The 26,999-nt window shown below is 46.4% G+C and carries 26 protein-coding genes and 1 tRNA gene; 14 read left to right on the top strand and 13 right to left on the bottom strand.

Annotated elements, in window-relative coordinates; translation table 11 throughout:
* Positions 1–44: 44 nt before the first annotated feature.
* Entirely contained in the window at positions 45–1,313 is a 1,269-nt protein-coding gene (locus tag NC994_RS05545) for an HhoA/HhoB/HtrA family serine endopeptidase (protein WP_190413012.1), read from the bottom strand.
* Positions 1,314–1,679: 366 nt separating this feature from the next.
* Here NC994_RS05545 and NC994_RS05540 point away from each other — a divergent pair, with 366 nt between their 5' ends.
* The 3 genes from NC994_RS05540 (at position 1,680) to NC994_RS05530 (ending at position 5,669) form a co-directional block, all read left to right on the top strand.
* Positions 1,680–2,150 (top strand): DUF2127 domain-containing protein, encoded by a 471-nt coding sequence (locus tag NC994_RS05540; protein ID WP_347276601.1) that lies wholly within the window; start codon positions 1,680–1,682, stop codon positions 2,148–2,150.
* Positions 2,151–2,369: 219 nt separating this feature from the next.
* Positions 2,370–3,107, top strand: coding sequence for a hypothetical protein (locus tag NC994_RS05535; protein ID WP_190438524.1), 738 nt, complete (start codon positions 2,370–2,372; stop codon positions 3,105–3,107).
* Between the two features lie 375 nt (positions 3,108–3,482).
* Positions 3,483–5,669 carry a fused MFS/spermidine synthase gene (locus NC994_RS05530; RefSeq protein WP_348225573.1) on the top strand — a complete coding sequence of 729 codons (2,187 nt, stop codon included), beginning with the start codon at positions 3,483–3,485 and terminating at the stop codon, positions 5,667–5,669.
* A 36-nt stretch (positions 5,670–5,705) separates the two neighbouring features.
* Here NC994_RS05530 and NC994_RS05525 read toward each other — a convergent pair whose 3' ends face one another.
* A complete protein-coding gene (locus tag NC994_RS05525) occupies positions 5,706–5,966 on the bottom strand; it encodes a hypothetical protein (protein WP_190413006.1) in 261 nt (86 codons plus the stop codon).
* A 105-nt stretch (positions 5,967–6,071) separates the two neighbouring features.
* Here NC994_RS05525 and NC994_RS05520 point away from each other — a divergent pair, with 105 nt between their 5' ends.
* The gene (locus NC994_RS05520; RefSeq protein ID WP_190413005.1) at positions 6,072–6,221 is read left to right on the top strand and encodes a hypothetical protein; all 150 of its coding nucleotides are present in this window, start codon (positions 6,072–6,074) and stop codon (positions 6,219–6,221) included.
* Between the two features lie 94 nt (positions 6,222–6,315).
* Here NC994_RS05520 and NC994_RS05515 read toward each other — a convergent pair whose 3' ends face one another.
* The 4 genes from NC994_RS05515 to acpP all read right to left on the bottom strand — a co-directional run bounded on the left by NC994_RS05515 (position 6,316) and on the right by acpP (position 10,538).
* Complete coding sequence (locus tag NC994_RS05515; protein WP_277877581.1) at positions 6,316–6,447, bottom strand: hypothetical protein; 132 nt, start codon at positions 6,445–6,447, stop codon at positions 6,316–6,318.
* An 81-nt stretch (positions 6,448–6,528) separates the two neighbouring features.
* Positions 6,529–8,541, bottom strand: coding sequence for a transketolase (tkt, locus tag NC994_RS05510; protein WP_190413004.1), 2,013 nt, complete (start codon positions 8,539–8,541; stop codon positions 6,529–6,531).
* 286 nt (positions 8,542–8,827) lie between these two features.
* Positions 8,828–10,081: a beta-ketoacyl-ACP synthase II gene (gene fabF / locus NC994_RS05505; RefSeq protein WP_190425191.1), complete on the bottom strand. Its 1,254-nt coding sequence runs from the start codon at positions 10,079–10,081 to the stop codon at positions 8,828–8,830.
* A 205-nt stretch (positions 10,082–10,286) separates the two neighbouring features.
* The gene (gene acpP / locus NC994_RS05500; protein WP_190413002.1) at positions 10,287–10,538 is read right to left on the bottom strand and encodes an acyl carrier protein; all 252 of its coding nucleotides are present in this window, start codon (positions 10,536–10,538) and stop codon (positions 10,287–10,289) included.
* A gap of 380 nt (positions 10,539–10,918) precedes the next feature.
* Between acpP and NC994_RS05495 the strand changes: the two genes are divergently transcribed.
* The 5 genes from NC994_RS05495 to NC994_RS05475 all read left to right on the top strand — a co-directional run bounded on the left by NC994_RS05495 (position 10,919) and on the right by NC994_RS05475 (position 15,493).
* Positions 10,919–11,824 carry a CoB--CoM heterodisulfide reductase iron-sulfur subunit B family protein gene (locus NC994_RS05495; RefSeq protein ID WP_190438519.1) on the top strand — a complete coding sequence of 302 codons (906 nt, stop codon included), beginning with the start codon at positions 10,919–10,921 and terminating at the stop codon, positions 11,822–11,824.
* A 220-nt stretch (positions 11,825–12,044) separates the two neighbouring features.
* A complete protein-coding gene (locus NC994_RS05490; protein WP_190438517.1) occupies positions 12,045–12,530 on the top strand; it encodes a hypothetical protein in 486 nt (161 codons plus the stop codon).
* 548 nt (positions 12,531–13,078) lie between these two features.
* The gene (locus NC994_RS05485; protein WP_190412999.1) at positions 13,079–13,786 is read left to right on the top strand and encodes a response regulator transcription factor; all 708 of its coding nucleotides are present in this window, start codon (positions 13,079–13,081) and stop codon (positions 13,784–13,786) included.
* Between the two features lies 1 nt (position 13,787).
* Positions 13,788–14,885 carry a HAMP domain-containing sensor histidine kinase gene (locus NC994_RS05480; protein WP_190438515.1) on the top strand — a complete coding sequence of 366 codons (1,098 nt, stop codon included), beginning with the start codon at positions 13,788–13,790 and terminating at the stop codon, positions 14,883–14,885.
* 407 nt (positions 14,886–15,292) lie between these two features.
* Positions 15,293–15,493, top strand: a complete 201-nt coding sequence (locus NC994_RS05475) for a hypothetical protein (protein WP_190412997.1) — start codon at positions 15,293–15,295, stop codon at positions 15,491–15,493.
* A gap of 144 nt (positions 15,494–15,637) precedes the next feature.
* Here NC994_RS05475 and NC994_RS05470 read toward each other — a convergent pair whose 3' ends face one another.
* Both NC994_RS05470 and NC994_RS05465 read right to left on the bottom strand, forming a co-directional pair.
* A complete protein-coding gene (locus tag NC994_RS05470) occupies positions 15,638–15,823 on the bottom strand; it encodes a hypothetical protein (protein ID WP_190412996.1) in 186 nt (61 codons plus the stop codon).
* A 165-nt stretch (positions 15,824–15,988) separates the two neighbouring features.
* Positions 15,989–16,061: transfer RNA gene (locus NC994_RS05465), tRNA-Phe, on the bottom strand.
* Between the two features lie 222 nt (positions 16,062–16,283).
* On the opposite strand from NC994_RS05465, the gene NC994_RS05460 reads away from it, so the two are divergent.
* Positions 16,284–16,448, top strand: coding sequence for a metallothionein (locus NC994_RS05460; RefSeq protein ID WP_190413885.1), 165 nt, complete (start codon positions 16,284–16,286; stop codon positions 16,446–16,448).
* Positions 16,449–16,562: 114 nt separating this feature from the next.
* On the opposite strand, the gene NC994_RS05455 is transcribed toward NC994_RS05460, so the two are convergent.
* Positions 16,563–17,441, bottom strand: coding sequence for a metal ABC transporter permease (locus NC994_RS05455; RefSeq protein WP_190413887.1), 879 nt, complete (start codon positions 17,439–17,441; stop codon positions 16,563–16,565).
* Between the two features lie 61 nt (positions 17,442–17,502).
* Here NC994_RS05455 and NC994_RS05450 point away from each other — a divergent pair, with 61 nt between their 5' ends.
* Positions 17,503–17,913, top strand: coding sequence for a metalloregulator ArsR/SmtB family transcription factor (locus NC994_RS05450; protein ID WP_190413889.1), 411 nt, complete (start codon positions 17,503–17,505; stop codon positions 17,911–17,913).
* 31 nt (positions 17,914–17,944) lie between these two features.
* Here NC994_RS05450 and NC994_RS05445 read toward each other — a convergent pair whose 3' ends face one another.
* Both NC994_RS05445 and NC994_RS05440 read right to left on the bottom strand, forming a co-directional pair.
* Positions 17,945–18,727: an ATP-binding cassette domain-containing protein gene (locus tag NC994_RS05445; RefSeq protein ID WP_190438714.1), complete on the bottom strand. Its 783-nt coding sequence runs from the start codon at positions 18,725–18,727 to the stop codon at positions 17,945–17,947.
* A gap of 23 nt (positions 18,728–18,750) precedes the next feature.
* Positions 18,751–19,782 carry a zinc ABC transporter substrate-binding protein gene (locus NC994_RS05440; RefSeq protein WP_190413891.1) on the bottom strand — a complete coding sequence of 344 codons (1,032 nt, stop codon included), beginning with the start codon at positions 19,780–19,782 and terminating at the stop codon, positions 18,751–18,753.
* A 335-nt stretch (positions 19,783–20,117) separates the two neighbouring features.
* Here NC994_RS05440 and NC994_RS05435 point away from each other — a divergent pair, with 335 nt between their 5' ends.
* Positions 20,118–22,142, top strand: a complete 2,025-nt coding sequence (locus NC994_RS05435) for an iron uptake porin (RefSeq protein ID WP_190438512.1) — start codon at positions 20,118–20,120, stop codon at positions 22,140–22,142.
* 373 nt (positions 22,143–22,515) lie between these two features.
* On the opposite strand, the gene NC994_RS05430 is transcribed toward NC994_RS05435, so the two are convergent.
* The gene (locus NC994_RS05430; protein WP_190438509.1) at positions 22,516–24,336 is read right to left on the bottom strand and encodes an NFACT RNA binding domain-containing protein; all 1,821 of its coding nucleotides are present in this window, start codon (positions 24,334–24,336) and stop codon (positions 22,516–22,518) included.
* Between the two features lie 151 nt (positions 24,337–24,487).
* A complete protein-coding gene (locus NC994_RS05425; protein WP_190438506.1) occupies positions 24,488–25,300 on the bottom strand; it encodes a PEP-CTERM sorting domain-containing protein in 813 nt (270 codons plus the stop codon).
* A gap of 723 nt (positions 25,301–26,023) precedes the next feature.
* On the opposite strand from NC994_RS05425, the gene NC994_RS05420 reads away from it, so the two are divergent.
* The gene (locus tag NC994_RS05420; RefSeq protein ID WP_190413898.1) at positions 26,024–26,290 is read left to right on the top strand and encodes a DUF370 domain-containing protein; all 267 of its coding nucleotides are present in this window, start codon (positions 26,024–26,026) and stop codon (positions 26,288–26,290) included.
* Between the two features lie 31 nt (positions 26,291–26,321).
* Complete coding sequence (gene gmk / locus NC994_RS05415) at positions 26,322–26,885, top strand: guanylate kinase (protein ID WP_190413938.1); 564 nt, start codon at positions 26,322–26,324, stop codon at positions 26,883–26,885.
* Positions 26,886–26,999 lie beyond the last annotated feature (114 nt).

Raw genomic sequence — 26,999 nt, 5'->3', positions numbered from 1 at the left:
CAGAAACCTTGTCTTACTGACTGATTGAGAAAGCTATTAACACACTACTCGCTCTGGGTCGGGAGAGCCGCAGTGGTTACAGGTAGGTTAATCGTTTGCCCATTCCGAAGCACCTCCATCTGTAAACTACTGCCCACTTGGCTCCTTTCTACTTGCTGTTGTACTGTGTCTGTGTCTGTGACCAATTGACCGTTGATTTTTTGGATAACATCTCCCGTGCGTAACCCTGCATTGGCAGCGGGGGAGTTTCGCATGACTCTGACGACAAGAATGCCGCGATCCGCATTGATATTCACGCGACTGTTGGAATCTTCATTGATTTGCTGTTTGACTTCAGGCGTGAGTTTCACCATCTGGATGCCCAGATAAGGATGTTGCACGTTGCCAGTCGTCGCCAGCTGATTGCCAATGCGTTGAGCGGTATTGATAGGAATCGCAAAGCCTAATCCTTGGGCACCCCGGATAATCGCTGTATTCATCCCAACCACTTCACCTTTGGCGTTCAGCAGTGGCCCGCCTGAGTTACCCGGATTAATCGCGGCATCTGTTTGGATAAAGTTTACCCGCTTATCGGGAACGCCGACTTGAGAGCTAGAGCGTCCGGTGGCACTAATAATCCCTGTTGTGACGGTATTATCTAAACCCAAGGGGTTGCCGATAGCGATCGCCCATTCCCCAGGTCTCAGCCGATCTGAATCACCCAAACGCACCGTCGGCAGATTATCCGCCTGAATTTTAACGATGGCGACATCTGTTACCGGATCTGTACCCATCACCTTACCTGTAAAGGTGCGCCCATCCTTGAGAATGACGTTTACAGTGTCGGCACCAGCGACTACATGGGCATTGGTGAGAATTTGACCATCCGTATTGATAATAAAGCCCGATCCCGTACCCCGTTCGACTCGCTCTTGTGGGCCAGTCGGCAACTCAGCGCCAAAGAACCTGCGGAAGAGGGGGTCATTGAAAGCGTCAGGGAGTTGTTGTGTCACCGTGCGGGAAGAATTAATCCGCACCACTGCTGGTCCCACCTTGTCCACAACTTCTGTAACAAAGTTAGTGTCTGTGCTAAGTGGTAGTTGTGCCTGAGCAACCGCAACTCCTGGGGTTAGAGACACTTTAGAAGTAGACTCCTTGGAGGACAGCAGGGTATTTGACCCCAGATAGCCGCCTGAGAAGGTGACACCAGCTCCCAGCAGCACCAGCGATACATAGGTGGCTGCCTTTTGCCAGGGTTTAGGTGCCGAAGCGTCAAATCCTTTCTGGTTGGGTTGCCTGGAATTATAATCGCTATCTTGCTGTTTGCTTTTCATTGTTGACACCTGCGACAAGGAAGTTAAAATTCTGTACGCTTGGCTCTGGTGAATACAGCTCTGTTATCCGCTGGTTTACCAAGTGCGTCCGCGTGAAAACGCTATGTAAATTTGCCTGTATAGATGCTTTGTTTAACATCTCTACATCTCTTAATCTAGACATCTCATGTGACGTGCTTGTGACGTTGATGTTGCACTCTAATGAAAATTCTTGGGGCTAGAGAGGAGATATCTACTTTTTGGAATACCTCTCAAAGGAGCAGCTTTGCCCCACTCGCCCGCATACGATCAAACGTAAGCGAGTGCCTAATTGTTCGGGTGTTCCAGAAGCGGCTGACTCATTCACCAAAATCACGGGTAATTCATGTGAAAAATATTACTAAGCGCCCAGCGGGTTTAGTGGCAATCGTTATTTACAAAATCTTCAGTGCTTTACTGCTTGCGGTGATTGCGATCGCTTTAGGATTAACAGTCAAAGAACATCAGCTTTTGGTTGATTTTTCAGAATCTTGTGCTTTAGAAGGTAAATTAGACATTATTAAATGGACTCTGGACAAAATTTTGAATTTTAACCCTAAAACTTTGCAGTTTACCAGCATAGCTGTTGGACTCTACGCGATTTTAACTGCGATTGAGGGAATTGGTCTGTGGTATCAAAAAGGTTGGGCAAAAATATTAGTTTTGGTACTGGTAGGGATTAGTATTCCACCTGAAATTTTTGAGCTATTCCGCAGAATATCGCTACTAAAGCTAGCAGTTTTTTCGGTAAATTTAGCTGTGTTTTGGTATTTGTTGCGTCATTCACTCTCTACTCCCAATGATGGGCGAGCGCAGTAAAAAATGAAACCTGGCTTGAGCAGACAGCGATCGTTAACTTTAAAATCCCAGATTGGATATTTTTGATTAAAAGTTACTTGACTTAATTTAGCTGACCCCTGTTCTGACAGCTTTAGGAAGCGTTTACATGGTAGCCAGCCTTTTTAGACCCTACTCAGAAATTAGACTGTTATGATGGACTGACAATCCAGCAGTTTATATTGGCTATTTTCTGACTCTATGAACCGTTTAAAAGCTGAAGTTGTCCCTAAATCAAAAATCCAAACGTACCTAATCCGATTGATGTATGACTTATATACTCAGTATTACGATGGCAGCAGTTGGGAAATTTTTCAACAGGATTTGAGTAACAAAGATTATGTAATCCTGCTGTGGAATGAAGAGGAAAAACTTCAGGGTTTTTCCACACTGGCGATTCTTTCGTTTGAATTTGAAGGAAAGCCGAAACGTGCTATTTTCTCCGGCGATACGATTATCCATCATCAATATTGGGGAGAACAAACCCTGCCATTGGCGTGGTGTCGTCTGGCTGGGAAGATTAAAGGCGAAGCAATGGAGCAACCTTTATATTGGTTTCTAATTGTTAAGGGATACCGGACGTATCGCTACTTGTCGGTATTTGCCCAACGTTTTTATCCGACTTGGCGATATCCAACCCCAGTAAATTATCAGGCGTTGATGGATTACCTAGCTCAGACAAAATTTGGAGATGACTACGATCCTGCGAGTGGGTTAATTCGCTTTTCCTCGTCGCTAGGGCATTTGCGAGGAAGCTGGGCAGAGATTAAAGAAGGATTTCAGCATAAACCAGATGTGCGCTACTTTTTAGAACGGAATCCAGAATATTACAAAGGACATGAATTGGTGTGCTTGATGGAATTGAGCGAGGAGAATATGCGATCGCACGCTCAACGCGGCTTCCTAGAAGGCTTGAGGGATGCGCGGAGTGAGGGATGAAGGGATAGAGCGCGATCGCTAGTTGAACCGACGCGCCAAGACGATATCTGCATCAGTTATGAGTTGGTGCAAAATCACAACGAATTGACTGATTTTACCTTTGAGAAAAAGTGGGAAATCGGCCAAAAATTGAAGCTCAATGTGACATAAGTATACATTAAAAAAACTAAGTCAAGATTAAACGAATTAATAGAATAAAAACTGGATTTTTTTAATTAGCTATACAAACTGAATTGCATTGTGGGCGGTTGCAAATATAATTAATGTAAGCCTCAGCTATCTACCAAAGGAGCAGTGCTTTTGATTATTCTTTTTTCTTTCACCCTTTTTGTTAGTGCTTTCCTCCTTTTCTGGGTACAATTGATGGTTGCCAAGATGATTCTGCCTTTATTAGGCGGATCTCCATCAGTATGGAACACTTGCCTATTCTTTTTCCAAGCGATTTTATTACTAGGTTATGGCTATTCCCACATCACAACAAGTTGGTTTAGGATTCGCAAACAAGCTATCCTTCACACTATTTTTCTGCTATTACCAATAGCATTTTTACCCATTACTCCTGCTAAGAATTGGATTCCTCCTCATGATGCCAATCCTATCCCTTGGCTGTTAGTTTTGCTGCTTTTTTGTGTCGGATTTCCCTTTTTTGTGGTTGCTACCATTGCGCCTTTAGTGCAAAAGTGGTTTGCTGAGACAGGACACCCAGCGAGTTCCGATCCTTATTTCCTGTATACTGCGAGTAACCTGGGCAGTATGTTAGGGGTTCTCAGCTACCCCATCTTAATTGAACCAAATTTTTCGCTGACACACCAAAGTTGGCTATGGACAATCGGTTACGGATTATTGGTTTTGCTCACTCTAGGATGTGCAGTATGCCTATGGCGATCGCCTGAAAAATTCAACAGTTTACAAGCAGGTAACGCCGGGTTTATTCAAAATGCTTCTGGGGACGCCAATTTAGGCAACAAATCCGCGCTTACAGAAGAAACTCCCACGATTCGACAGAAAGCACAATGGGTATTACTATCATTTTTACCCTCTAGTTTACTTCTAGGAGTTACCACTTATCTAACGACAGACATTGCAGCAATTCCGCTTTTGTGGGCAATTCCTTTAGCAATTTATCTATTAACATTTATTTTAACTTTTGCCCGTAAACCACTTTTGCCTCATAAAGCTTTAGTGGCAATTTTACCTTTATGGTTGACTATACTAATAATTTTATTTTTGATTCAGGCGATGCAGCCAATATGGGTATTATTCCCCTTACATTTGGCGGGATTTTTTGTGGCGGCTTGTGTTTTTCATGGAGAATTGACTCGAAGTCGTCCCAGTACGCAGTATCTCACTAATTTTTATCTGTGGATTTCTGTTGGGGGTGTCCTCGGTGGATTATTTAATGCGATCGCGGCTCCGCTTTTATTTCAATCTGTCCTGGAGTATCCTCTGATTATGGTGCTTTGTCTCCTCCTTATGCAAACTTCTAAGGAGGCAGACGATCCCCTATCTAACCTACAGCGACGTTTAACTTTTCCCATCAGTTTAGGTCTTTTAATCGGCACTTTGCTGGTTGGTTTTACTGGCAAGAATTTTACGAATAACCTGATAGGCGACCTTATCGGTTTTAGCATCCTAGCTGGCATTTTTTACGCCTTTAAGCTACATCCAATTCGGTTTGGTTTAGGCTTAGTTTTGGTTGTTTTAATTAGCCAGTTTTCGATAGGAACTCTCGGTGGTATTCTCGATACCGAACGCAGCTTTTTTGGCGTCTATCGGGTTTTAGATGATAGGCGCGGCAGCTATCATAGCCTTCTGCATGGCACCATCCTGCATGGGAAACAAAGTCTCGACCCAAAACGGCACAATGAACCTTTAACTTATTTTTATCCTACTGGTCCCATTGGGCAATTATTTAGCTCTTTGAATCAAACAAAACCTCCAAAAAATGTTGCGGTGCTAGGGTTGGGAATTGGAACGCTAGCTGCGTACTCAGAATTGGGGCAACAATGGACTTTTTATGAAATCGATCCGACTATTGAAAGATTAGCTCGTGACACTCGTTACTTCACCTTTTTACAGAATTCAAAAGCGCCATTATCTGTAGTTTTAGGGGATGCTCGGTTGCGATTTACTGAAGTTCCAGATAATCGCTATGACCTGATTTTCATGGATGCTTTTAGCTCGGATTCAGTCCCCATCCACCTAATAACGAGGGAAGCCATTCAGCTTTACTTGAGTAAGTTAGCTAAAGAAGGGTTAATTGTCATTAACATTTCTAATCGATTCCTGAATCTTGAGCCGGTTTTGGGCGCTTTAGCTCAGGATTTAGGATTGTCTACACTGAGGCAGAGAGAAGCAGATATTTCTGAATCTGAGCGGGAAATCGGGAAATCTCCTTCTCACTGGGTGCTATTTGCTCGTAATCAAAAAGATTTGGGCAATCTCGTCAGTGACTCGCGCTGGCAACCCATCCCGGAAACAAAATCAGCGCCTCTGTGGACAGATGATTTTTCTAATATCTTCCGAGTATTACGTGCCTTTGCAGCTAGAAAAGCCGGGTGAATGACAGATGCGATGCGATCGCACGCCGTATACAATCTACCGTAGCTGCCGTAATACTTTGATTTGTGAGGTGTTGAGTGTGGATGAGTTGGCAAAAGCATCGAGATAAGGAGGCTGATTCAAATAAATTGATTGAGGCGCTGTCTCGGTAGCCATTCTCTTGGCTTTTTCTTTAATTGATTTGAGTACCAGACGAACGACCCATGAAGAGAGTTGTGGATTTTCATCTATTTCGGTCATCAGAGCATCTAAATCGTTAACAATCGCCATCATTGGGTAGTTCAGGTCTTTTTGCATGACTTTCGCTCTTTATTTTCAATATTTGCTCGATTTACGCCTAAATCGCTCAGATTGAGCGATCAGCGTGTTCTTGTTGCGGTACTTACTTAAAATAAGAAACTTTTGCATAGCCCACAATCGTTGTTGTGTCACTCTCTTAGCCGACTTTCTACCCTGATGCTATTTCTGTGTTCTTTTTTAGCCGATGTAGTTGGCTACTCCTTGCTGTATCAACACTTGCGGCTTGGGGAAAAACGAGCGATCGCGCTTTGAAGTCCAAACAACTACTGCCTCTAGCAGTAGACAATTCTTCAACCGGCACACACAATCAAATTGAAATTTTTTTTCCTGAAGTAGAAGATGGGAATCAATCGAAGTGACAATGCCATGTTAAATCCGCCTGATTCCCCGCCATTAAGCGCAACCCTACCCTGATAGAGCCTGCGGCTCCAGCTTTCCTTGCCAAGAGCAGGTAGGGATTAGGGTGAGGTTCTGGCATTGCCCACCCCTACTTAACTCAGATGTGAATAAAAAAGGGGGGACTTTTCAGCCCACCCTACAAGAGACTATTTCCTAGCTATTAGCCCAACAGAGCCTTCGCCTTCGCGACTACGTTATCAACATTGAAGCCGAACTTCTCTAGAGCAACTGGCCCTGGAGCAGAAACGCCAAAGCGGTCAATGCTAATCATCGCGCCTTCATTTCCGAGGTAACGGCACCAGCCGAAACTAGAAGCGGCTTCTACAGCTAGGCGCTTAGTGACAGCCTTGGGTAATACAGATTCCCGGTAAGCTTCATCCTGCTCGTCGAACAACTCCCAGCTGGGCAGGGAAACGACACGGACTTTCTTCCCTTCACCGCGCAACTGGTCTGCTGCCTTGGCACAAAGTTGCAGTTCGCTTCCGTTGCCAATCAAGATAATCTCAGGTGTGCCATCGCTATCGGAAAGGATGTAACCACCCTTAGTGGTGCCTTCAATCGAAGTGCCAGCCAAGTTGGGCTGTGCTAAACGAGACAGCGCCAGAAGGGTCGGACGATGCTGGTTAGCTGCCTCAATCGCCACTTTATAACAACCAGAGGTTTCGTTTCCATCAGCAGGACGCATTACCGTTAGCTGGGGAATAGCCCGCAGGGAGGCAATCGTTTCCACAGGTTGGTGAGTAGGGCCATCTTCACCTAACTGGATTGAGTCGTGGGTCATTACCCAGATCACGCCCGCATGGGAGAGAGCTGAGAGACGAATTGCTGCCCGCATATAGTCAGCAAAGACTAAGAAGGTTGCTCCATAGGGAATCAAACCTGTGCCGTGCAGGGCAATGCCATTACAAATCGCTCCCATACCGTGTTCGCGGACGCCAAAGCGCAGGTTGCGATTTTCGTAGTGACCTTTGAGGAAGTCGCCAGAACTCTTGATTAAGGTCATGCAGGAACCAGCCAAGTCAGCTGAACCACCCAAGAGTTCGGGTAAAATTCCAGCTAGAGAATTCAAGCATTTGCCAGAGTGATTGCGGGTAGCATCTGCTTTGTCTTCTGGGGTGTAGGTGGGGAGAACTTTGTCCCAACCTTCTGGCAGTTTGTTGCTAATCAGCCGTTCTAATTCAGCAGCTTCCTCTTCATATTTGGCTTTGTAATTTTCCCAGTTTTTATTCCACTCTTCCTCATACTTAGCACCGCGCTCGATTGCCTTGCGCCAATGGTTGAGGGCATCTTCTGGAACTTCAAAAGGCTCGTATTCCCAACCCAGATGCTCGCGAGTTGCTTTCACTTCATCCCCACCCAAGGCAGAACCATGTACGCCGTGGGTGTTGGCTTTATTGGGAGAACCGTAACCAATGGTAGTGGCAACTTTAATTAATGAAGGCTTATCAGTAACAGCTTTAGCGGCTTCAATTGCTTTGTGAATTGCCTCTAGGTCGGTGTTGCCGTCTTCTACGGTTAGGACGTGCCAGCCGTAGGCTTCATAGCGCTTGCCGACATCTTCGGTGAACGATAAATCGGTGTGACCGTCGATGGTGATTTTGTTGTCATCGTACAGGGCAATCAGTTTGCCCAGCCCCAGGTGTCCGGCTAGGGAACAAGCTTCGGCAGAGACGCCTTCTTGGTTGCAACCATCACCCAAAATTACATAAGTGTAGTGGTCTACGATCGTATGATCGGGCTTGTTAAATTTAGCTGCTAGATGAGCTTCAGCCATTGCTAAGCCTACAGCGTTAGAAATTCCTTGACCGAGGGGACCTGTAGTGACTTCTACGCCTCGAGTCATGAAGTTTTCCGGGTGACCGGGAGTTTTCGATTCCCACTGCCGGAACTGCTTGAGGTCTTCAATCGTTAAATCTTCGTAACCAGTTAAATACAGTAAGGCGTACTGTAACATGGAGCCGTGACCGGCAGAGAGGACGAAGCGATCGCGATTGAACCATTTGGGATTTTTTGGGTTATACCGCATAAAGCGGTCCCAAAGCACAAATGCCATTGGAGCCGCGCCCATCGGTAGCCCTGGATGCCCTGATTTTGCCTTCTCTACGGCGTCAATCGCCAGAAAGCGGACGGAGTTAATACAAAGTTCTTCGAGTGATTGGGTTGCAACGGCCATAATCTCTTCTACTTAACGACGGTTTAGCACGCTAATTGGCTGAGCGGGAAGTTGAATGCTCTGGATCGCCCTAAGCACCCATTAACCGATCATCCCATTAGCCGGATGGATGGGCAAGTCGTGGGCAGTATTAAGGGATCGCCATTCCATCGAAATAGTGGTCTTGCTTACCCCATGTCGATTCGGAATGGGAGATCCCATACTTTGTGAGAAACAGGATAAATTATAAAGGGTGAAGGATTAAATTTTTTTCCCCTCACCCGACCCGCTGATATTTTTATCGCCCCTATCTGTACTTTTTAAATGCGAGTGTCACGTTGTGACCGCCAAACCCGAAAGAGTTCGACAGCGCCACCTCGACGGTTTGAGAGCGACTTTTGTTGGGGACATAATCCAGGTCACAACCCGGATCGGGGTTTTCCAGGTTGATGGTGGGAGGAATCTGGTCTTGGGCGATCGCCATCACCGTAGCAACTGCTTCAATCCCGCCAGAACCCCCTAGCAGGTGCCCCGTCATCGATTTGGTGGAGCTAACCGCCACTTTGTAGGCAACACTCTCACCTAAAGCTTTTTTGATTGCTGCTGTCTCAGTCACATCGTTGGCTGGTGTGCTGGTTCCATGAGCATTGACGTAGCTAACTCGATCGGGAGCCAATCCTGCATCTTTCAAAGCTAGCTGCATGGCTCTACTAGCTCCTTCACCACCTGGAACGGGTGCAGTCATATGGTAGGCATCGCAAGTCATGCCGTAGCCGACAATTTCTGCATAAATCCGAGCGCCACGGCTTAAGGCGTGTTCCAGTTCTTCCAAAACTAAAATGCCAGCGCCTTCACCCATGACAAAGCCATCGCGATCGCGATCAAAAGGACGACAAGCATGAGCCGGGTCGTCATTGCGCGTCGAAAGTGCCCGTGCTGAAGAAAATCCAGCCAACGATAAAGGTGTCACGGCGGCTTCGCTGCCACCACAAATCATCGCTTGGGCATATCCCCCTTGAATTAGGCGAAAGGCATCTCCCACCGCGTTAGAGCCAGAGGCACAGGCTGTCACCGGGCAAGAGTTTGGCCCTTTGGCACCCGTGTGGATTGCCGTTAAACCCGCTGCCATGTTGGCAATCATCATGGGAATCATAAACGGGCTACAGCGGTCGGGACCACGACTCAAGTAGATTTCTTGCTGGTCTTCCAACACTTTAAGACCGCCCACCCCGCTGCCAATGATGACGCCGACTTGTTCTGCGTTCAGCTCATTAATGACAAATTGAGAGTCTGCGATCGCCTGCTTGCTCGCAGCTACCGCAAATTGAGCAAAGCGATCCATCCGCTTTGCTTCCTTACGCTCCAGGTATGTGTGGGGGTCAAATCCCTTGACTTCACCAGCGATGCGACAATCATGCCGGGAAGGATCGAACAATGTAATCGGACCAATGCCATTTGTGCCGCTCAACAACCCTGACCAATAATCTGTCAAAGTGTTGCCTATCGGTGTAATCGCGCCGAGACCTGTTACAACAACGCGCTTCCGTTCAAAATTTGTCATTATGCCAGTAATAGATGGGTTTTGCACCCAAAACGCAAAACAGTAATAGGACCGAGGAAAGAAGACTCAGAACTAAGTATCTATTGTTATTTTCAACTTAGGACTTCCCTGTGGGCGAGTTTTGCACCGAGTTTTAATTAGTTTTAATTAACGCGCCCGAAGAAAATTCTTCTTTACCCGCCCCTACAGCATTCAGCACGATTATTTATGCCGAAGCCGCCACTTTGCCACTGATGTAGTCCACAACGGCTTGAACGGTGGCAATTTGCTCAGCTGCCTCGTCTGGAATTTCGATATCAAACTCTTCTTCCAATGCCATTACGAGTTCAACCGTATCGAGGGAATCCGCTCCCAGATCGTTAGCAAAGTTAGCTTGTGGCGTGACTTCGTCGGGTGCAACCTCCAGTTGTTCCGCCACAATCTTCTTGACTCTTGCAAAAATTTCCTCTTGGCTCATATTGATCCTCTACCCATTCCCTCAAGCTATGTTCTTAGGGTTATACGGTTCTAAGCATCTCTTCATCTTATCTGAAAGAGGGGACAACAAAAGCGATAGATAGTCGCTTCTCCAAGTGGCACTGTTCTATTGAAACTTAAACGAATGTCACCAGTTGCCCCCAGTATGGGATGGACAAGCGATGATAGGGGTAAAGGGAGTGCTGAGAACTGTTAGCGTAGAGGCGTGAAAGTGCGGACTGAGTGAAAAAAAGAAAAAAGTAATTTTTTGCTCCTCCTGATTCCTGACATTCCTCTGCTCAGTCCGAGCTAACGCCCCGCTACGCTAACAGTCCTGAAATTCTCAGTCCTTCTGAATTGCCTTTGGTCTTTCGTCAAAATATGGCATCCCCGACTCTTAAATATGCTTACTTTCCCGGCTGCGTTGCTCAAGGCGCTTGCCGGGAGCTTTACCAGTCTACAGCAGCCCTCACCCAAGCCCTGGGCATCGAACTGATTGAGCTAAAAAAAGCTGCTTGTTGTGGTTCTGGTACCTACAAAGAAGATTCTCAACTGCTAGAAGATACGGTAAACGCTCGCAATATTGCTCTAGCAGAAGAACTGAATCTGCCGTTGTTAACCCATTGCAGTACCTGCCAGGGCGTCATTGGTCATGTAGATGAGCGTTTGAAGGACTCCCAACAATCAAACCCGGCTTATATAGAACAGGTGAATGGCTTACTGAAGAAAGAAGGCTGTTCTCCTTATCAAGGCAGTACAGAAGTCAAACATCTGCTTTGGGCATTAGTCGCCGATTATGGACTAGAGGAGTTGCAAAATCGAGTTAGCCGCAAACTAGCTGGCTTGAAGTGTGCGGCATTTTATGGCTGCTATTTGCTCCGCGCCCAAACTCATATCCCCTATGACGACCCTCTCCAACCCGAATCGATGGAAAATGTGTTTCGGGCAGTAGGGGCGACGCCAGTTTACTACCGAGGACGCACCCAGTGTTGCGGATGGCCTCTTTCCAGCTATGCCACCACGCAATCTTTCAAGATGGCTGGGTCGCATATTCAAGAAGCCCTCGATGCAGGTGCTGATTGTATGGTGACGCCTTGTCCCCTGTGCCATCTAAATCTCGACTCTCGTCAACCGGAGGTTGAAAAAACGATCGGGCATAAGTTAGGTTTGCCAGTGCTGCATTTACCCCAGTTAATTTCTCTGGCGCTGGGGATTAGCCCGAAGCAGCTCGGTTTGGATAGACACATTGTCTCGACTCATCCAGTGTTGGAAAAATTGGGCTTTTAGGGGATAGGGTGGGCTACTTTATTCCTTGCATCGGTGTCGTCTAAGTTTAGAAAATTCACCACTTTGATTGTTTCCTAGAAACTGTCTCGGCGGCTTGGCAGCGCGAGGCAGTTTCTACAAAATCTGACAAATTTGATGTGACATGACAAAGGGTTTCAGGTTAAAAGAATGTTAGGCGTCGGCATAAGTTTATAATTCCGATTAGGGATTGAAATAAGCGATGGATTTTGAACCAGAAGTTACTGCAACCTCAATTCCCGAAGCAACTGAATTTGCTGAACCACCAGAGCGAAGCGCCTTTGGAGCTGCCACGCTAACACCTTTGGAGTTTCTGCGAGACACCGAAGGGTTGCTGCGACGCAAAACCTTAGCAACTCTGTCGCCGGTGTTGCCGCCGCCAGTGGCAATCAGTTTGCAAGATGCTTCCGAGGTGGCTGATGAATCTCTCAACCAACTGGCAGAGATTGACTTGGATGAAATCAGCGATGAGGAATTGAAACCAGCTCGTATTCTAATTGGTTTGACTTTTTCGGGATTTGGGGCGCTTTTTCTGGTTTTGTTGCTGCTTTATCTGTATCTCTTGCATCCAGAACTTAGCCCTGTTGAGCAGGTGAGGGAATATTGGTATCACTATATTTGGTTTGTCTGCTTGGGCGTTGCGGGAATGATGATGCTAGGTCGAGAGGCAATGCGTCCAAAAGATTAAAAATTAAATTCCTTAATTCTTAATTATCAGGGTTCTGAAAGTAACCATTGTGGCTAAACCAAATATTCAAAAAGTAACCGCTATAGCTAAAGCAAATATTAAACTTATCCAAGTAGCTTAGCTCAATATTACAAGCTTCTCAACTCCCGGAAGCCTTGTCTTTGATTGCCCAACGCTGGGGCTATGTTAACGTTCGGTAGCGCGTTTTCACCATTTGCACTACAGCGGCTTGAACTCTAGCGAGGTACAAAATGATAGGCTAAGATGCCTGCTGAGTCTGAGTTTGGTGTATTCGCACGAGAAAGAAGTGCGATCGCTTGGAGCCTATCAAAGCCCCGAATTACCATTAGAACTATCGAAGTATTGAGAATCTCAGAAGGAACTGGTTTAACATTACTTAGCTTAGGATTGAGTAAGTTAAGGTTTCATAGTTTATCATCACTGAATCCAATCCTTGCAGAATTATTTGCTGGTTCTGCACCAGATGGATGAATTTAAAATGACATAGAAAGAATTTTTTTATTATCTTTATATGTTTCTTGAGCAATATGGATATTTTGATTGTTGAGGATGAACCGGAAATTGCTAAACTCATCCAAATAACTTTAGAAAAAGAGGGGTTTTCCTGTCATCTGAGTCGCGATGGTCTGAGAGCGCTACAAGTTTTTCAGGAGCAACAACCAGATTTAATCATTCTCGACTTGATGTTACCTGGTTTGGATGGGCTGGAAGTGTGTGCCAGAATACGGCAGAAACCAGGAGCGAAAGATCCCTATATTTTGATGCTAACGGCTAGAGGGGAAGAAATTGACCGGGTAATTGGTCTGTCTACGGGTGCTGATGATTACCTTGTCAAGCCGTTCAGCCCTAGAGAACTGGTTGCCAGAGTTCGGGCGTTACTGCGGCGTAGCCTGCGTCAGGGCGGACAACATCAGGTTTATCGCACTCAGCATTTCACGGTTGATGTAGAGCAGCACTCTGCCTCTCGTCAACTGAGTCCCCATCCTTGGGAAGCACTTGATTTGACTACCTTAGAATTTAATCTTTTAACAACGTTTATCAGTCATCCCAGTCGCGTCTGGAACCGAACGCAACTCATTGAGAAGCTTTGGGGGAACGATTTTTTTGGCGATGAACGGGTGGTGGATACTCATGTGGCTCGGTTGCGGAAAAAAATTGAACCAGACCCAGCGAATCCTACCTTTATTAAGACAGTAGTTGGTGTGGGCTATAAGTTTGAAGATTCACCTCTATAAAATGCCCTGGAATAAAATGGGACTGCGATCGCGCTTGTTTCTTTCCCATCTTCTAGTAATGATGGTAGGAGTGGGTAGTCTACTCGTTATCAGCAAACTGTCTTCTCCCCGCTTCTTTATCGTCCAGCTCGAACAAATCGAAGTCAGTGGCATACAGGTACGCTATGCTCGCAGGCAGCTGGTGAGAGGATTTGAAACAGCTTGGAGTCGCAGCACTTTCTTGTCATTTATTGCGGGTGCTACGGCGGCTGGTGGCTTGAGTTACTGGGTATCTCGCCGAATTACCCAGCCTTTGACCCAGATGGAACAAATTACCCGCAAGTTTGCTGCTGGGCATCTAGATGAGCGACTACCAAAAAGTGAAATTCCCGAACTCAACCGCCTGGGTTCTAGTTTTAACCGCATGGCGTCTAGTCTTGAAGGTGTGGAACAGCGGCGGCGAGAACTGATTAGCGACCTGACCCATGAACTCCGAACGCCCCTAACTGTGATTCGCGGGTACTTGGAAGAGATGGCTGACAGCAGGATTGAGCCATCGCCAGAAGTTTACCAGCAGTTGGTGAGGGAAACAACTCGGCTAGAGCGGTTAGTCAATGATTTGCAGGAACTCTCTAAAGCAGAGGCAGGGTATTTACCAATTAATCTCCACCCAGTTAATCTACGACCTTTATTAGAGTCCCTGTTGGAAAAATTTTCTGACCAGGTGCTGGAAGATGGCCCGGTGCTGCGCTTAGATTGTCCGCCCCAGATGCCCCCGGTCTTAGCTGATATTGACCGTGTGGAGCAGGTTCTGGTCAATTTGTTGGGAAATGCGCTGCTATATACCAGTGCTGGTTCGATTACGGTCAAAGCTTGGACTGAACCAAAACGCCTCTGGGTTGCTGTAGTTGATACGGGTCAAGGAATTGCACCAGAAGATATGCCGCATATCTTTGAGCGATTTTGGCGGGCTGAACAGTCTCGAAGCCAAAATTCTAGAGGAACCGGCATCGGTTTAGCGATTTCCTCCCGGTTGCTCGAATTGCAAGGCGGTCAGATTGAAGTAGAAAGTGAACTGGGAAAGGGTAGTACGTTTCGTTTTTTCTTGCCTTTAGCTTGACGGTCATACTTGAGCTAATGGCTGTATGGGGCTTTTGTAGAAGCGCCTCAATTTTTATAGATTTCCGGACTAACGCACTGTTGCTTGTTGCGCTTTCTACTGCCTACGGTTGGAGGGAACGTGTGTAATCTCGGAATTGCTTGCGTAAATGGCAAAGCAAGCGTTGATAAGTAATAGAGCGACCTAGCAAAGCAAAAATTAACTTTAGCAACAACCTTGATGGTTCGTTACTAGGTCCTTGAATTATTAATTTTCGACATAACTTGCTCCTGTTGTTGGCATAACAGGCTTTGCCTCTGAGAAGGGGAGAAAATGCCTCAGTGCTAAGTTTTGTTAAGCAATAAAAATTCTCGATCTCTGGTATGGGAATGCTCAATAGAGAGAGATAAAGGACTCCGGATAAACTTATGATCTGTATAGAAGTGATTTACCTGTTGATAGCTGCTACTTTGTTTACCCTCTGGCTAGAATTGTTTAAGCGCGATCGCAGTTGGAATACGGAAGAAAGATTTTCCTCTTTTATCACTTTGACGGTCGCAACAGTTTTCTGGCCTGTGGTTCTTCCCATCGCTTACATAGAAGTCTTAAAAACTAAACAGAAATTATAATATTGCGCTGTCGTAACAAGTGCGAGTGAAATTTGCCTAAATCCACTTGCGCGGGTTTCAAAAGTTCGCGTAAATTAATCGGGCTTGCCAAAACCAAGTGGTTTTGGCAAGCCCGATTGCGTGGATATTAGAGTTAAGCCAACTCTAACCAAGAGGCGCTGCTTTCACGCGCTCTTGGAGAGCCACTAATCCCGGATTTCCAGATTGTACTACTGGCAGAGGGATTTTATTTTGTCTGTTAAGCGCGATCGCACGCTCTCCGGCAATATCACTACGCAATCCGGTACGTACTGCATAGACCTCTCGAATAAACCAGAAAGAGCAGGACAAAGCCAATCCAGCAGAAAAGCGGGTTGCCGTGAATCTAAATTCCTTAATTTATCGCTATATAGCTATTTATTATTAATCAGGATTTATGTAGACTCTACAGAATCCCGATAAGAATGTAGCAGTGACAATCAGCTAAAATTTGTGCTGAATCTATGTTTTAGAAAATGCCAGGACGGAGATTTGAACTCCGGACACGAGGATTTTCAGTCCTCTGCTCTACCAACTGAGCTATCCCGGCGCACTTTTTTTGGTGCTTTATTAAATTAACAAAGTTAGACAGTGTTGACAAGCCCCTAGTGGCAGATTCGGTAATATTTTTGTTTTTTGTCAGAGATCGCAGTTCCAGCAAGGGCGATCGCTATCTCTGTATCGCTATCTCTATGACGATTCCTGAAAAGGACGGATATCTGAATATCTGTTCAGATGTTATAGTAAGTGAAGAGTTGACTAGGACAAAGTGATGACTACCGTAACTTCGATGAAATGTGCCTGTGAATCTTGCCTGTGCGTTGTTTCCATCAGCGAAGCGGTGGAAAAAGGTGGTAAATACTACTGCGGCGAAGCTTGTGCCAATGGTCACGAATCTGGACAAGGCTGCTCCCATCACGGCTGTAACTGCGGCTAACTGAAGGTTGAAAGCTTACAAGAGTTGAAGGTTGAAGGTTTACAGCAGTGGAAAGTTCTCATAAACTGGCTAACCTTCAACCGGCTAATCCACAACCCGCTAACCTTACTTGTCTCAGCTAGTTTGCAGATTCAGCTTTGCCCAGCCAAGAACGGCTAGAAACAGCAAAAACTGGACGAGAACAATACTAGGGCCAGAAGCAAAGTTAAAAAGACCGGATACAATCATTCCAGCAACGCTACTCATCGCTCCCAAGAAAACGGAGAGCCAGAGAAAGTAGATAAATTGGTGACTCAACAACTTGGCAGTAGAAGCGGGAATCACTAGAAAGGCATTTACGAGTAAGATGCCTACGGCTTTGATAGAAACGGCAACTGCCAGGGACAGCAGTACAACAAATAAGTAGCGATAGAGCTGAACTGGAACACCCTGAACCTTTGCTACATCGGGGTTAAGCGTCAATAAGATTTGCTCTCGCAGCGTTGACAGTAAGAAGATACCGCTGCCCACAAGCAATAGAAAAACCAGCACCAAGTCGGTGTTATTAATTGCGAGAATATCCCCAAATAGAGCGCCTAAGAGGTTGCCTCGGTATCCCTGGATAAAACTGCTGAGGATGACGCCAATTGCCAAGGCACCGGATAGCACAATGCTGAGGATGTTGTCGCTGGCGAGATTGGTTTGATCAATCAAGTAGAGAACCGCTAGACCAAAAATTACCGTAAAGGGTAGTAGCATCCAGGTGGGATTTAGCTGCAATAAGACTCCCATCACCAGCCCGACTAAAGCCGCGTGACCAACGGCGTGGCTGAAAAAAGACAATTGGCGCAAAGTGACAAAACTGCCAAGAAATCCGCCGAGAAGTCCCATCAGGACGCCACCTGCGATCGCTCGTTGCATGAAGGGAAACTGCAACAAGGTGATTAAGTTAGCGCTATCCGCGATCGCTAGCCAGTGAAAATGAAATGAGATCGACCAATCTAGGAGAGTCATGAGCTTTCCATCCACGTCAGCGAATCAGTTACGATAAGAGTATCTACCTATAGCTTGAGAAATGTCAGTGCAACTTTCATCTGATGAAGCTGTAAATAGCGACCTTCAGAAGACAGAAACTTTAAATTGTAATCCGCCACATCCGGTTGACATAGATAACGTTCACCAATTGCAAAGTCAGATTCTCAGCACCGAGAAGTCCCAGCGAATGGCGGAGTTCTTTAGTCTCTTAGGAGACGCCAATCGCCTGCGGATTCTATCAGTTTTGGCACTCAAAGAACTGTGTGTGTGTGACTTGGCAGGAGCGCTGGCAATGAGCGAATCAGCGGTTTCCCATCAGTTGAGAGCCTTACGTGCCCTGCGACTGGTTAGCTACCGCAAGCGTGGGCGCAAGGTCTTCTATAGCCTTCAAGATAATCACGTTTTAGACCTCTATCGCTCTGTTGCAGAACATTTGGATGAAGCCAATTAAATATTAAAAACTCCTAGCATTTTGATTCTTTTTAGTGGTGATGATGATAGCGACTGAAACTTGGGCCATAAGTGGCTAGCAGGTTTTGAGGGGAAAGGGCAATTTCCGGGGTGCCAGTGCAGACTACCGTTTGATTGAGGCAGAGAACGCGATCGCAGTGGTGACTTACCATGTCAATATCGTGGGAAACTTGCAACACCGTCCAATTTTGCTCGCGTTTGAGTTCATTGAGCAAAGCATAAAAATCTGCTGCACCTTGCACATCCACACCGGCAAACGCTTCATCCAGGACTAGAAGTTGACGAGGCATGACTAGACAATAAGCCAACAAAACACGCTTGAGTTGCCCACCACTCAGAGTACCGATAGATTGACGGCGCAGGTGATAAGCGTCTACCCGTTTCAAGGCAAATGCGATCGCTTCTGATTTCTTTTCATCTTTCCGCCAGAATGACAAAAAGTTTTGAGCCGTGAGTTTTCCTGACTCCTGATTTTTCTTCGCCCATCCCAACCCCACCATTTCGGCGACAGAAATTGGAAAACTCCGGTCAAAGATAAAATTTTGCGGCATATAGCCTAACCAGTGACACCAATGCCCCAAACGTTCAACTGGACGGTCAAAAATTTCTACTTTTCCGGCACTTCGCGGAATTAATCCCAGAATTGCTTGCACCAGCGTACTTTTACCCGCACCATTCGGGCCAACTACTGCTGTATCAGTTCCGGGTAGCAATTCAAAAGAGACATCCCGAAGCGCCAGATAGCTGCCTAGATATACAGTTAAGCCGTCAACTTTCAGAATTGGCGATGGGATAGGGGTGTCAGAGTTTCTCACGTCTACTTGCAGGCAGCTTCCAGGGTTTGCAGATTTTGCTTCATCGCGGTGAAATAATGCTCCGGAGTCAGGGGGCCATTTTCCAGAGGATCGATGGTTCTCAGGGTTAATTTCAAGTCGGTAGAGAGACTTTCAAGCAATTTATTGTCAGTTCCTGGTTCGCCAAGTAGGGCTTTAACATTGTACTTTTTCACTGCCCCAACCGCCTTTTGGATGTCAGCAGGCGAAAGGTTATCTTCGGGAATCTGAACTACTGCAACTTGCTGAAGCTGGTAGCGTTGAGCAATGTAAGGATAGGCGTCATGGAAGGTGACATAAGTACAACCGCGATAAGGTTGCAGACGCTGCTGAAATTCTTTGTCTAGCGCCTCCAGTTGCTGAATGTAGGCGGTGGCGTTTGCTTGATAAGTCGCTTTGTTCTCAGGATTGGCTGCAATTAAACCATCCCGAATATTCTCTACTTGCTGTTTTGCTCGGACTGGATCGAGCCAAACGTGAGGATTACCTTCTGCATGGTCGTGTTCTTCTGCCTTTGCACCGGCTTCTCCCTCGTGGTTGTGGTCTTCGTGGCTAGCTGCTTGACCATTCACCACGGGTGAGGCGTCTTCTAAGGCGTTAATGCTTTTACTACTATCAATTTCTTTAATCTGAGCGTTTCCAGAATTTTTGATAGTTTCTTGAAGAAATTCTTCCAAGCCGAAGCCATTTTTTACCAGCACATCTGCTTGGGCGATCGCTTGCACGTTTGCGGGTGTCGCTTGATACTCATGCACTTCCGATCCTGGTGGCACTAAAATTTCTACCTGCGCTTTGTTACCCGCAACTGCCTTGGTAAACCAATAAATCGGCAAAAACGTTGCCACTACCCGTGGAGACTTCGGATTCTGCGCTGCTACTGGCGACTGCGGTGAAGCACTCTGCTGTGGGGATGGGACAGAAGTATTTGATGAGGTACACCCAGCAGCGAACACTGGCAGCAGTAATAAAGGTAGGGCAAGCTTGCTCGAATAATGTCGGATTCTAAGGCACGTCACGGTTTATCTCCTGATTGACGGTGGAAGTGTCAATCTACTTTTTTTGAGAATGAGTCTTGTTTTAATATTATGAGAATAATTCTCATTTTAGTATGATATTGCTGCCGATAGTTGAGTTTTGACTGGTAAATGCCATCAGGGGGGATTGTAAAAGTTGGAGAAATCTTGTCTCTTAAGTGTTTAAAAGCAAAATTTCTCAGCAGCAACGGATGCTTTTCATTGGAAAAAGGCAATTTATAAGCAAAATTCAGCAAAATTGTCAATAAATTGTCTTTAGCAAACTGTAGAGCAGTCAGTCGCTGCGGAGAATCTTGAAAGGGTGTCAGGAGTGAGAAATGAAATTTAAAAACCTGTGGAATGCGCTGCTGGTAAGCCCAGCAGTGTTCGGTGCAATGTTGTTAACGGATGCGGGGGCATTCGCAACGGAAACCCCGGCGGTGATGGAAGTTAAGGAGAACGCAATCGAGGATGCGATCGCTCCGACTCTCCCAATCAAGGAGGATCAAGAGGAATCTCAAGCGTTACATCAAAAAAATGAAGAATTGGTATCAAACTCGGTAGCCGTGGCAGCTGCCCCAATTACCACTTCTGAGATGAAGCTGGACGAGACATCTGCTGTCAAGGTAGAAACACCCGCATCAGCGGCGATCGCGCCGAATCAGTCAACAGTGGCGGATTTAGCCCAAATCCCAGCTACCACCCCGACATCAGTAACGGCTGATGCCGACGTTTTAGAACAAATCGATGTTTATACCAATCCAGAGGACACGGATAGTTCTCTGGATAGTTCTCTAGAACAAGTCACTAATGTTTCCCAACTGCAAGACGTAGAACCGACAGATTGGGCGTATGAAGCACTGCGATCGCTTGTCGAACGTTACGGTTGTATTGCAGGATATCCCGATGGCACCTTTCGCGGCAACCGGGCACTCAGCCGGTATGAATTTGCCGCCGGTTTGAATGCTTGTCTGCAACAAATCGAGAAATTGATTGCCGCCAGTTCGGCAGATTTCGTCACCAAAGCGGATTTAACTACATTACAGCGACTGATTGATGAATTTGGCGCGGAATTGGCGACATTGCGGACGCGCGTTGATAATTTAGAAGGTCGCACCGCTTTTCTGGAAAGCCATCAATTTTCCACCACCACCAAACTACAGGGAGAAGCGATCTTTGCGCTGGCAGGGATTTTCAAGGGAGAAGATGCGACTGGCGATGAGATCGACGATGTAGCGATTTTTGGTCATCGTACCCGTCTGAATTTTGAAACCAGCTTCACCGGGAAAGATGTGCTGAGAACACGACTGCAAGCGGAAGGACTCGGTTCTCTTACCGAACGCACTTTGACACCAGAAGGCAACCTGTTTTTCTCAGGTGATACCGACAGTAATGTTTTTGTGGATGCGTTTCTTTACGCTTTCCCCATCGGTGAGAGAACAGAAGTGGTGGTTGCGGCAAATGCAGGTGCGGCAGATGACTTTACCGATACCGTCAACTTCCTCGACGGTGACGGTACAACTGGGGCACTCTCTACTTTTGGAACGCGCCCGCCGATTTATTACCTAGCAGAAGGTGCTGGAGTTGGGCTAAGGCAGCAGTTGGGCGATCGCTTTGAACTCAGCTTAGGCTATTTAGCAGGGGACGCCGCTAACCCGGAAGAAGATGGTGGTTTGTTCAATGGCCCTTATGGTGCCTTGGCACAGCTACTGATCAAGCCAAGCGATCGCTTGAAGTTAGGCTTGACCTACATTCATTCTTACAACAACAATGACACTGGAACTGGCAGCAATCTCGCGAATTTCCAGGGCGGACTTGCCCGCTTCTTCGATACCGATATTGACGGTAGTTCGGTCGGCGGGGGTTTAACTAACTTAGGGTTCAGCACCAATCTCCCCGTGATCAGCAATTCTTATGGGGTAGAGTTATCTTGGCAACTGAGCGATCGCTTTGTTTTGGGTGGCTGGGTTGGCTACACCAACACGCGCAACCTCTCCACTTTAGGCGGACTCATTGAGCGTGGCAAAGTTGACATCTGGAACTGGGCTGTCACCTTAGCCTTCCCGGACCTGGGTAAACAAGGCAACTTGGCTGGCATTATCGTTGGGATGGAGCCGAAAGTCACTAACTCAACCATCGATATCAATCCCGGCGCAGTCGCCGCATTAACCGCAGCAGGCATCCCCACCCCGCCCGTGGGAGACAATGACGATACTTCACTGCACATTGAAGCGTTCTATCAGTATCAATTGACAGACAATATCGCCATCACACCTGGGGTTATCTGGCTTACTGCTCCCGACCACAATAATCGTAACGATGATATTGTGATCGGCACTATCCGCACCACGTTTACATTCTAGTGAAGCGCCATTAGTCATTAGTCATTCGTGATTGGCAGAACGCCACGCTTTGCTTGCGGGGTAGCGTTCCTCTTAACTGGGGATATTCAATCAGATTCAGTCCTAAAGGATTCTTAAAGGCGAGATCCCCGACTTCTCTAAGTCAGGGATCTGAAGGGAAGGCCTTGCGATATGACTAATGACTAGTCACCGCTGAAAAAAAACCAGCTGATGTGACAGCTGGTTGAACAAAATCTTTATTTTTGTTGTCGTTAATCCGAGGAAATCCAGAGCTGCGCGTTCCCATCCGCCAGCCGTAAGATTTCTTTAATATTTACTGTAACAGGAAATACACATTTTTTGAAAGAAATATTTACATTTTTTTGTAAACTTCTTACCTTAGATAGTTGATTCCTGTTTGAGGACTCCCCCAGATAATGCGCTCCTGCTTATAAATAGCGATTCCCGGTTTAGCACCCTTGGGTTTGTAGACGTGCTTGGGTTCCGTGTAAACAACTGGCACGCGATCGCTTTGTCTGGCGCGGCTGTAGTAGGAAATTAAATCGGCGGCAAATTGTAAATCGGCTTCTTCCGGGACAGAACCCGGAGCGACGCGCAGCAATCCATGACTTCCGGGAATCTCCTGGGTGTGAAACCAGAGGTCGTAGTCTCCAGCCATCCGAAAGGTTAGCTGGTCGTTCTGGCGGTTATTGCGCCCAATTAATAACTCAAAGCCGCTGGGTGTTTGGTAACGATAAGGGTGGCTTCCCTCCTCGTCCCTACGGATGCGGTTGTCCGGATCTTGTAGATACTGCTGCTGTATCAGCTCATCGCGGATTTCTAAAAGCGTTTGTAAATCTTCTGGGTCATCGTAAGAATCCAGCTGAGTTAGGCTAGCTTCCACTTGCTCCAAGTAGTCTATTTCCGTTTGCACCTCTTTGAGTAAAGGTTCAACGGCTGAACGAGCGCGTTTCAGCTTTTGATTTCGCTTGTAGAGGGATTGGGCATTTTGGACGGCATTTTTTTCAGGGTCGAGGGGAATGGTGACGGGTTTGTCGGTGTCAAAATCATTGAGGTCAATTGACTTCATCCCTGGTTCCCAGTTCTGAAGGTACGCCATCAGCAAATCTGCCTGTTGCCGATATTGGTCGGCTTGGTCAGATTGCTGCAAGCGTTCCGTAAAAGTAGACGCCTTCAGGCGTAATTTTTCCAAAACGTTGTTGAGTTTCTGGCTCAACTGATGATGAATCTGGTTAAATTCTTGTTGATTGAGTCGATCGGTGTAGTAGCGGTTGAGTAATTGTTGGACTGATTCAGCAGGCTTAACGATGCCCCAGCCCAAGACGTTGTATCCTTCGGGTGTCCAGCCTGGATGAAAAATCTTCCCTGTTTCTCCTTGAGTTAGGAGTGTCGTAGGCGAGGGGGTAGAAGACTGAGAGGATTGGCTTTGCCGAATTGCTTGCAGCCACTCTTGCCATCGGAGAAATAATGCGTCCCAGTCAGATTGTTTGAGGGTATCGGCAGATTGCTCTGGATCTAGACCAGCGGCTTGTACCATTGAGACAACCAGCGCTGGACTCAAACCCCGGTAATTTTTCAGCATCTGACGCCGCAGTGCTGCGGGAATTAAACTCAGCCGTTCTTGCCAGCGTTCTTGGGATTCGCTTAAAGTCGGGATGGTTGCAGTGAGGGCGGGTGGAGATTCGTAGGGCTGTCCGGTCAGAATGGGACGAACGCTAGATTGTTGGGCGTTGACTTGATGGGCGGCGGTGACAATCAGGTTGTCTGCACCTGTAAGGATGACGTTACTGTATTTGCCCATAATTTCAACGTACAAGTGCCAGATAGCCGGATCTCCTGGGCGTTTGGCAAATTGTAAATCGATCACTCGTTCCCAAGGCGCGATCGCTGAAGGTGTATTCGCGTCAGCGCTACTCGCTTCTATCGCCACCAAGGCAAAGCCCCCCAACTGATGTCGTAACTGGTCGCTGAAGGTAAATGTATCTGGCGTCCGGGGGGGTGGATCGCCAATGCAAACACGCGCTGCTTGCGGATGCCAAGAAACTGTCAGCCAACTCCGCCGCTTCAGGGTTCGGAGGGCTATGGAAATTGTAAAGCGATCGCGCTGATAAACTTGTTCCAGCCGCGCCGGTATCCACTCAGCACGCAGCTCAGAACAAGCGGCAGTTAAGGTAGTAAAGTCAACGAGTTGCACGCGCGATCGGTATTTTTTGTAAAGATTTCGAGGAGCGGTCTCTTTCTATACTCTCAGTTTCAGGCTACTTCCGACAAAAAACGCACAAAGCTATTTTAAAACAGCCTTGTGCGTTAATGAGTATCACCCGTTTCTGTTGAGACACATTGGCTTAGACAGATTGGCGACGGCGACGAGTTTTTAAACCGAGTGCGATCGCGCCCAAGGTCAATCCTAGCGTCGCGCTGGGTTCTGGAACGCTCTGTTGGTTTTTCCAGTCATCGGTCGTCCCAACTTTGATTTGATAGGCGAGATTGGATTGGGTAGGGATTTTTCCCGTCCAACTCATAATTGAATTCCCTGTAAGGCTGAAACTCCCCGATACATCGCCGATCCGAAGATATTGTACTCCCCCCTTCACATCCTCAAAAATATTGCCATTGGCATCCTTGGACCAGGTTGTGCAATTAGGACTCAGGGTACATGAAACGCTAGAAGTTTCGGCGATGGACTTCGTACCCGACGCATCTTTCAGCAATAAGTCTTTGACCATCATGCTGCTATTCGTGTTATTTGCTCTAGTGCGGACAAAGATATCTGTGACGCCTTGAGTAAATTTCGATGTGTAATCGTAAGCTAAAGTTTGGTTTCCGACTTTGTAGGTAACGATCTTTGTGAGTGCGTCGTAAGCCAAAGTGAAAGCATCCACTCTTCCACTTTGCCAGTAATTTGAATCTGTTAATTCCTGTTGTTTCTGCACTGTAAAATTAGTGCTGCCAGTATCATCGTGCAAATCGAGTTCGTAAGTGCTGTTATTGCTACTGCCAATCCGACCCTCCGCAACAAACAATAAATCTACATTTAAATTCTTAAAGACTTGGTCGGTTTCTAAATAACTTAAAGAAATTGCTTTTGCATCAGATGGAGCCGATAATATCCCTAAAGTGGCAATCAATAATCCAATAAGTGTTTTACGAATAGCCATTTTTTTATTCCCTGGTTTTGGTAAGTGAAGCACGGTATATCAGGATTGATCTTTACGCCCCCGCTTGCCGTGCTTTGGTTGGCGCTACTTTTTTAGCATAAATGACTCATGCCAATAACCGCTACTAAAAGTAGCCTATTTTACGGAAACTTTATCGCTATGGTTTGTATTTTAAAGTTATGGAAAAACCTAAGTAAAAGCATTTTATTTTTGATATTTCGAGATACAAAAATTATTTTTTTCAATAAAAATACGGTGATTAATTTCTTAAAAATGCTGAAAAAGCGGATTAATTGTAATTCTACGGATAAGTGCTCTATGTAAAATCTCGTAAATAGTTGCAACCATCCATCCTCTGGTAGGATTTGATTTTTATAGGGATACAAAGAAATACTTCCCAGTCTGTGAACGAAAAGCGATTCCATCGACAATCATGAAGCGATCGCGTCCCTCAAGCTGTTCCAGTCATGCCGGATATCTATTTTCATAACTAGCACCAAGAGGAATGAATTAATTTGAATTTGTGCGGTTGAAGGTTAACGCGGTTGCCAAACTTACCTCTGCCTTTCGGAATAGATAATAGGGGTAAAAGGGAAAAAAAAGCAGCGATCCCTTAAAAACGCGAGTTTTTGTGGATTTTAGGCTTGTAAGTCAAAAATTTTGTAGATAACATGGGAACTAGACTTAAATAAGCTTTTTAGGCGGTTATGCCGCTAGTTTTTTATGGACATTCAGTTAATCAATATCGGTTTTGGTAACATCGTGTCTGCAAACCGAGTGGTTGCCATTGTCAGTCCAGAATCTGCCCCCATTAAACGGATTATCACCGACGCCAGAGATAGAGGGCAGTTGATTGATGCAACCTATGGGCGTCGCACTCGTGCGGTGATTATTACCGATTCCAGCCACATCATTCTCTCCGCCATTCAGCCTGAAACCGTTGCCCATCGCTTTGTGATTGGCAAAGATGTGAATGCCAGCAACAATTAAGGCAATAGGCATTTTCACGGGTGACAGGAGCATGAAAACTGGCAGGCTGATTGTTTTGACTGGGCCGAGTGGCGTAGGCAAAGGTACTTTGCTGCGATCGCTCTTGCAGCGTCATCCGGAACTGTATTATTCTGTATCCGCGACGACTCGCGCCCCTCGTCCCGGCGAAATTGAGGGAAAACACTATTATTTTGTTAGCCGCAACCAGTTTGAGCAAATGCTGGAAGCTGGTGAATTACTGGAGTGGGCTGAGTTTGCTGGTAACTGTTATGGCACCCTACGACGACAAGTGGAGGAGCAAATCCAGCAGGGTCAGTGGGTGATATTAGAAATTGAACTAGAAGGGGCGCGGCAGATCAGACAAAATTTCCCAAGCGCCCTACAGATTTTTATCCTACCGCCTTCCGTCAGCGAACTAGAAAATCGAATCCGAGGACGCGGGCAAGATTCAGAGGTGGCGATCGCGCGACGGCTTAACCGTGCCGAAGCCGAAATTGCTGCGGCGAGTGAATTCGATATTCAAATCATGAACGACGATCTGGAAAAAGCCCTGAATCGTATCGAAGCCGCTATCTTCACACCGGCAAGCTGTTGAATTTTTTCCCGCTTTAAATCACAAAGGCGATCGCTTTCAGTTGTAAAAGCGATCGCCTTTTTCTAGAGCTGGAAAATTGGAATAAAGATAAAAATTAGGCTCAAAAAGTTCCCT

It is taken from the genome of Trichocoleus sp. AS-A1, from assembly GCF_039962015.1.
GTDB lineage: Bacteria > Cyanobacteriota > Cyanobacteriia > Cyanobacteriales > FACHB-T130 > FACHB-T130.
The sequence above is the reverse complement of the archived record's forward strand: the minus strand, read 5'-3'. Positions and strand labels throughout refer to the sequence as shown.

Excerpts from the sequence above, each read along its gene's own strand:
- NC994_RS05545 (WP_190413012.1), bottom strand. The coding sequence starts at position 1,313 with ATGAAAAGCAAACAGCAAGATAGCGATTATAATTCCAGGCAACCCAAC.
- NC994_RS05535 (WP_190438524.1), top strand. The coding sequence starts at position 2,370 with ATGAACCGTTTAAAAGCTGAAGTTGTCCCTAAATCAAAAATCCAAACG.
- NC994_RS05530 (WP_348225573.1), top strand. The coding sequence starts at position 3,483 with ATGATTCTGCCTTTATTAGGCGGATCTCCATCAGTATGGAACACTTGC.
- NC994_RS05525 (WP_190413006.1), bottom strand. The coding sequence starts at position 5,966 with ATGCAAAAAGACCTGAACTACCCAATGATGGCGATTGTTAACGATTTA.
- NC994_RS05515 (WP_277877581.1), bottom strand. The coding sequence starts at position 6,447 with ATGCCAGAACCTCACCCTAATCCCTACCTGCTCTTGGCAAGGAAAGCT.
- tkt (WP_190413004.1), bottom strand. The coding sequence starts at position 8,541 with ATGGCCGTTGCAACCCAATCACTCGAAGAACTTTGTATTAACTCCGTC.
- fabF (WP_190425191.1), bottom strand. The coding sequence starts at position 10,081 with ATGACAAATTTTGAACGGAAGCGCGTTGTTGTAACAGGTCTCGGCGCG.
- acpP (WP_190413002.1), bottom strand. The coding sequence starts at position 10,538 with ATGAGCCAAGAGGAAATTTTTGCAAGAGTCAAGAAGATTGTGGCGGAA.
- NC994_RS05495 (WP_190438519.1), top strand. The coding sequence starts at position 10,919 with ATGGCATCCCCGACTCTTAAATATGCTTACTTTCCCGGCTGCGTTGCT.
- NC994_RS05490 (WP_190438517.1), top strand. The coding sequence starts at position 12,045 with ATGGATTTTGAACCAGAAGTTACTGCAACCTCAATTCCCGAAGCAACT.
- NC994_RS05485 (WP_190412999.1), top strand. The coding sequence starts at position 13,079 with ATGGATATTTTGATTGTTGAGGATGAACCGGAAATTGCTAAACTCATC.
- NC994_RS05480 (WP_190438515.1), top strand. The coding sequence starts at position 13,788 with ATGCCCTGGAATAAAATGGGACTGCGATCGCGCTTGTTTCTTTCCCAT.
- NC994_RS05475 (WP_190412997.1), top strand. The coding sequence starts at position 15,293 with ATGATCTGTATAGAAGTGATTTACCTGTTGATAGCTGCTACTTTGTTT.
- NC994_RS05460 (WP_190413885.1), top strand. The coding sequence starts at position 16,284 with ATGACTACCGTAACTTCGATGAAATGTGCCTGTGAATCTTGCCTGTGC.
- NC994_RS05455 (WP_190413887.1), bottom strand. The coding sequence starts at position 17,441 with ATGACTCTCCTAGATTGGTCGATCTCATTTCATTTTCACTGGCTAGCG.
- NC994_RS05450 (WP_190413889.1), top strand. The coding sequence starts at position 17,503 with ATGTCAGTGCAACTTTCATCTGATGAAGCTGTAAATAGCGACCTTCAG.
- NC994_RS05435 (WP_190438512.1), top strand. The coding sequence starts at position 20,118 with ATGAAATTTAAAAACCTGTGGAATGCGCTGCTGGTAAGCCCAGCAGTG.
- NC994_RS05425 (WP_190438506.1), bottom strand. The coding sequence starts at position 25,300 with ATGGCTATTCGTAAAACACTTATTGGATTATTGATTGCCACTTTAGGG.
- NC994_RS05420 (WP_190413898.1), top strand. The coding sequence starts at position 26,024 with ATGGACATTCAGTTAATCAATATCGGTTTTGGTAACATCGTGTCTGCA.
- gmk (WP_190413938.1), top strand. The coding sequence starts at position 26,322 with ATGAAAACTGGCAGGCTGATTGTTTTGACTGGGCCGAGTGGCGTAGGC.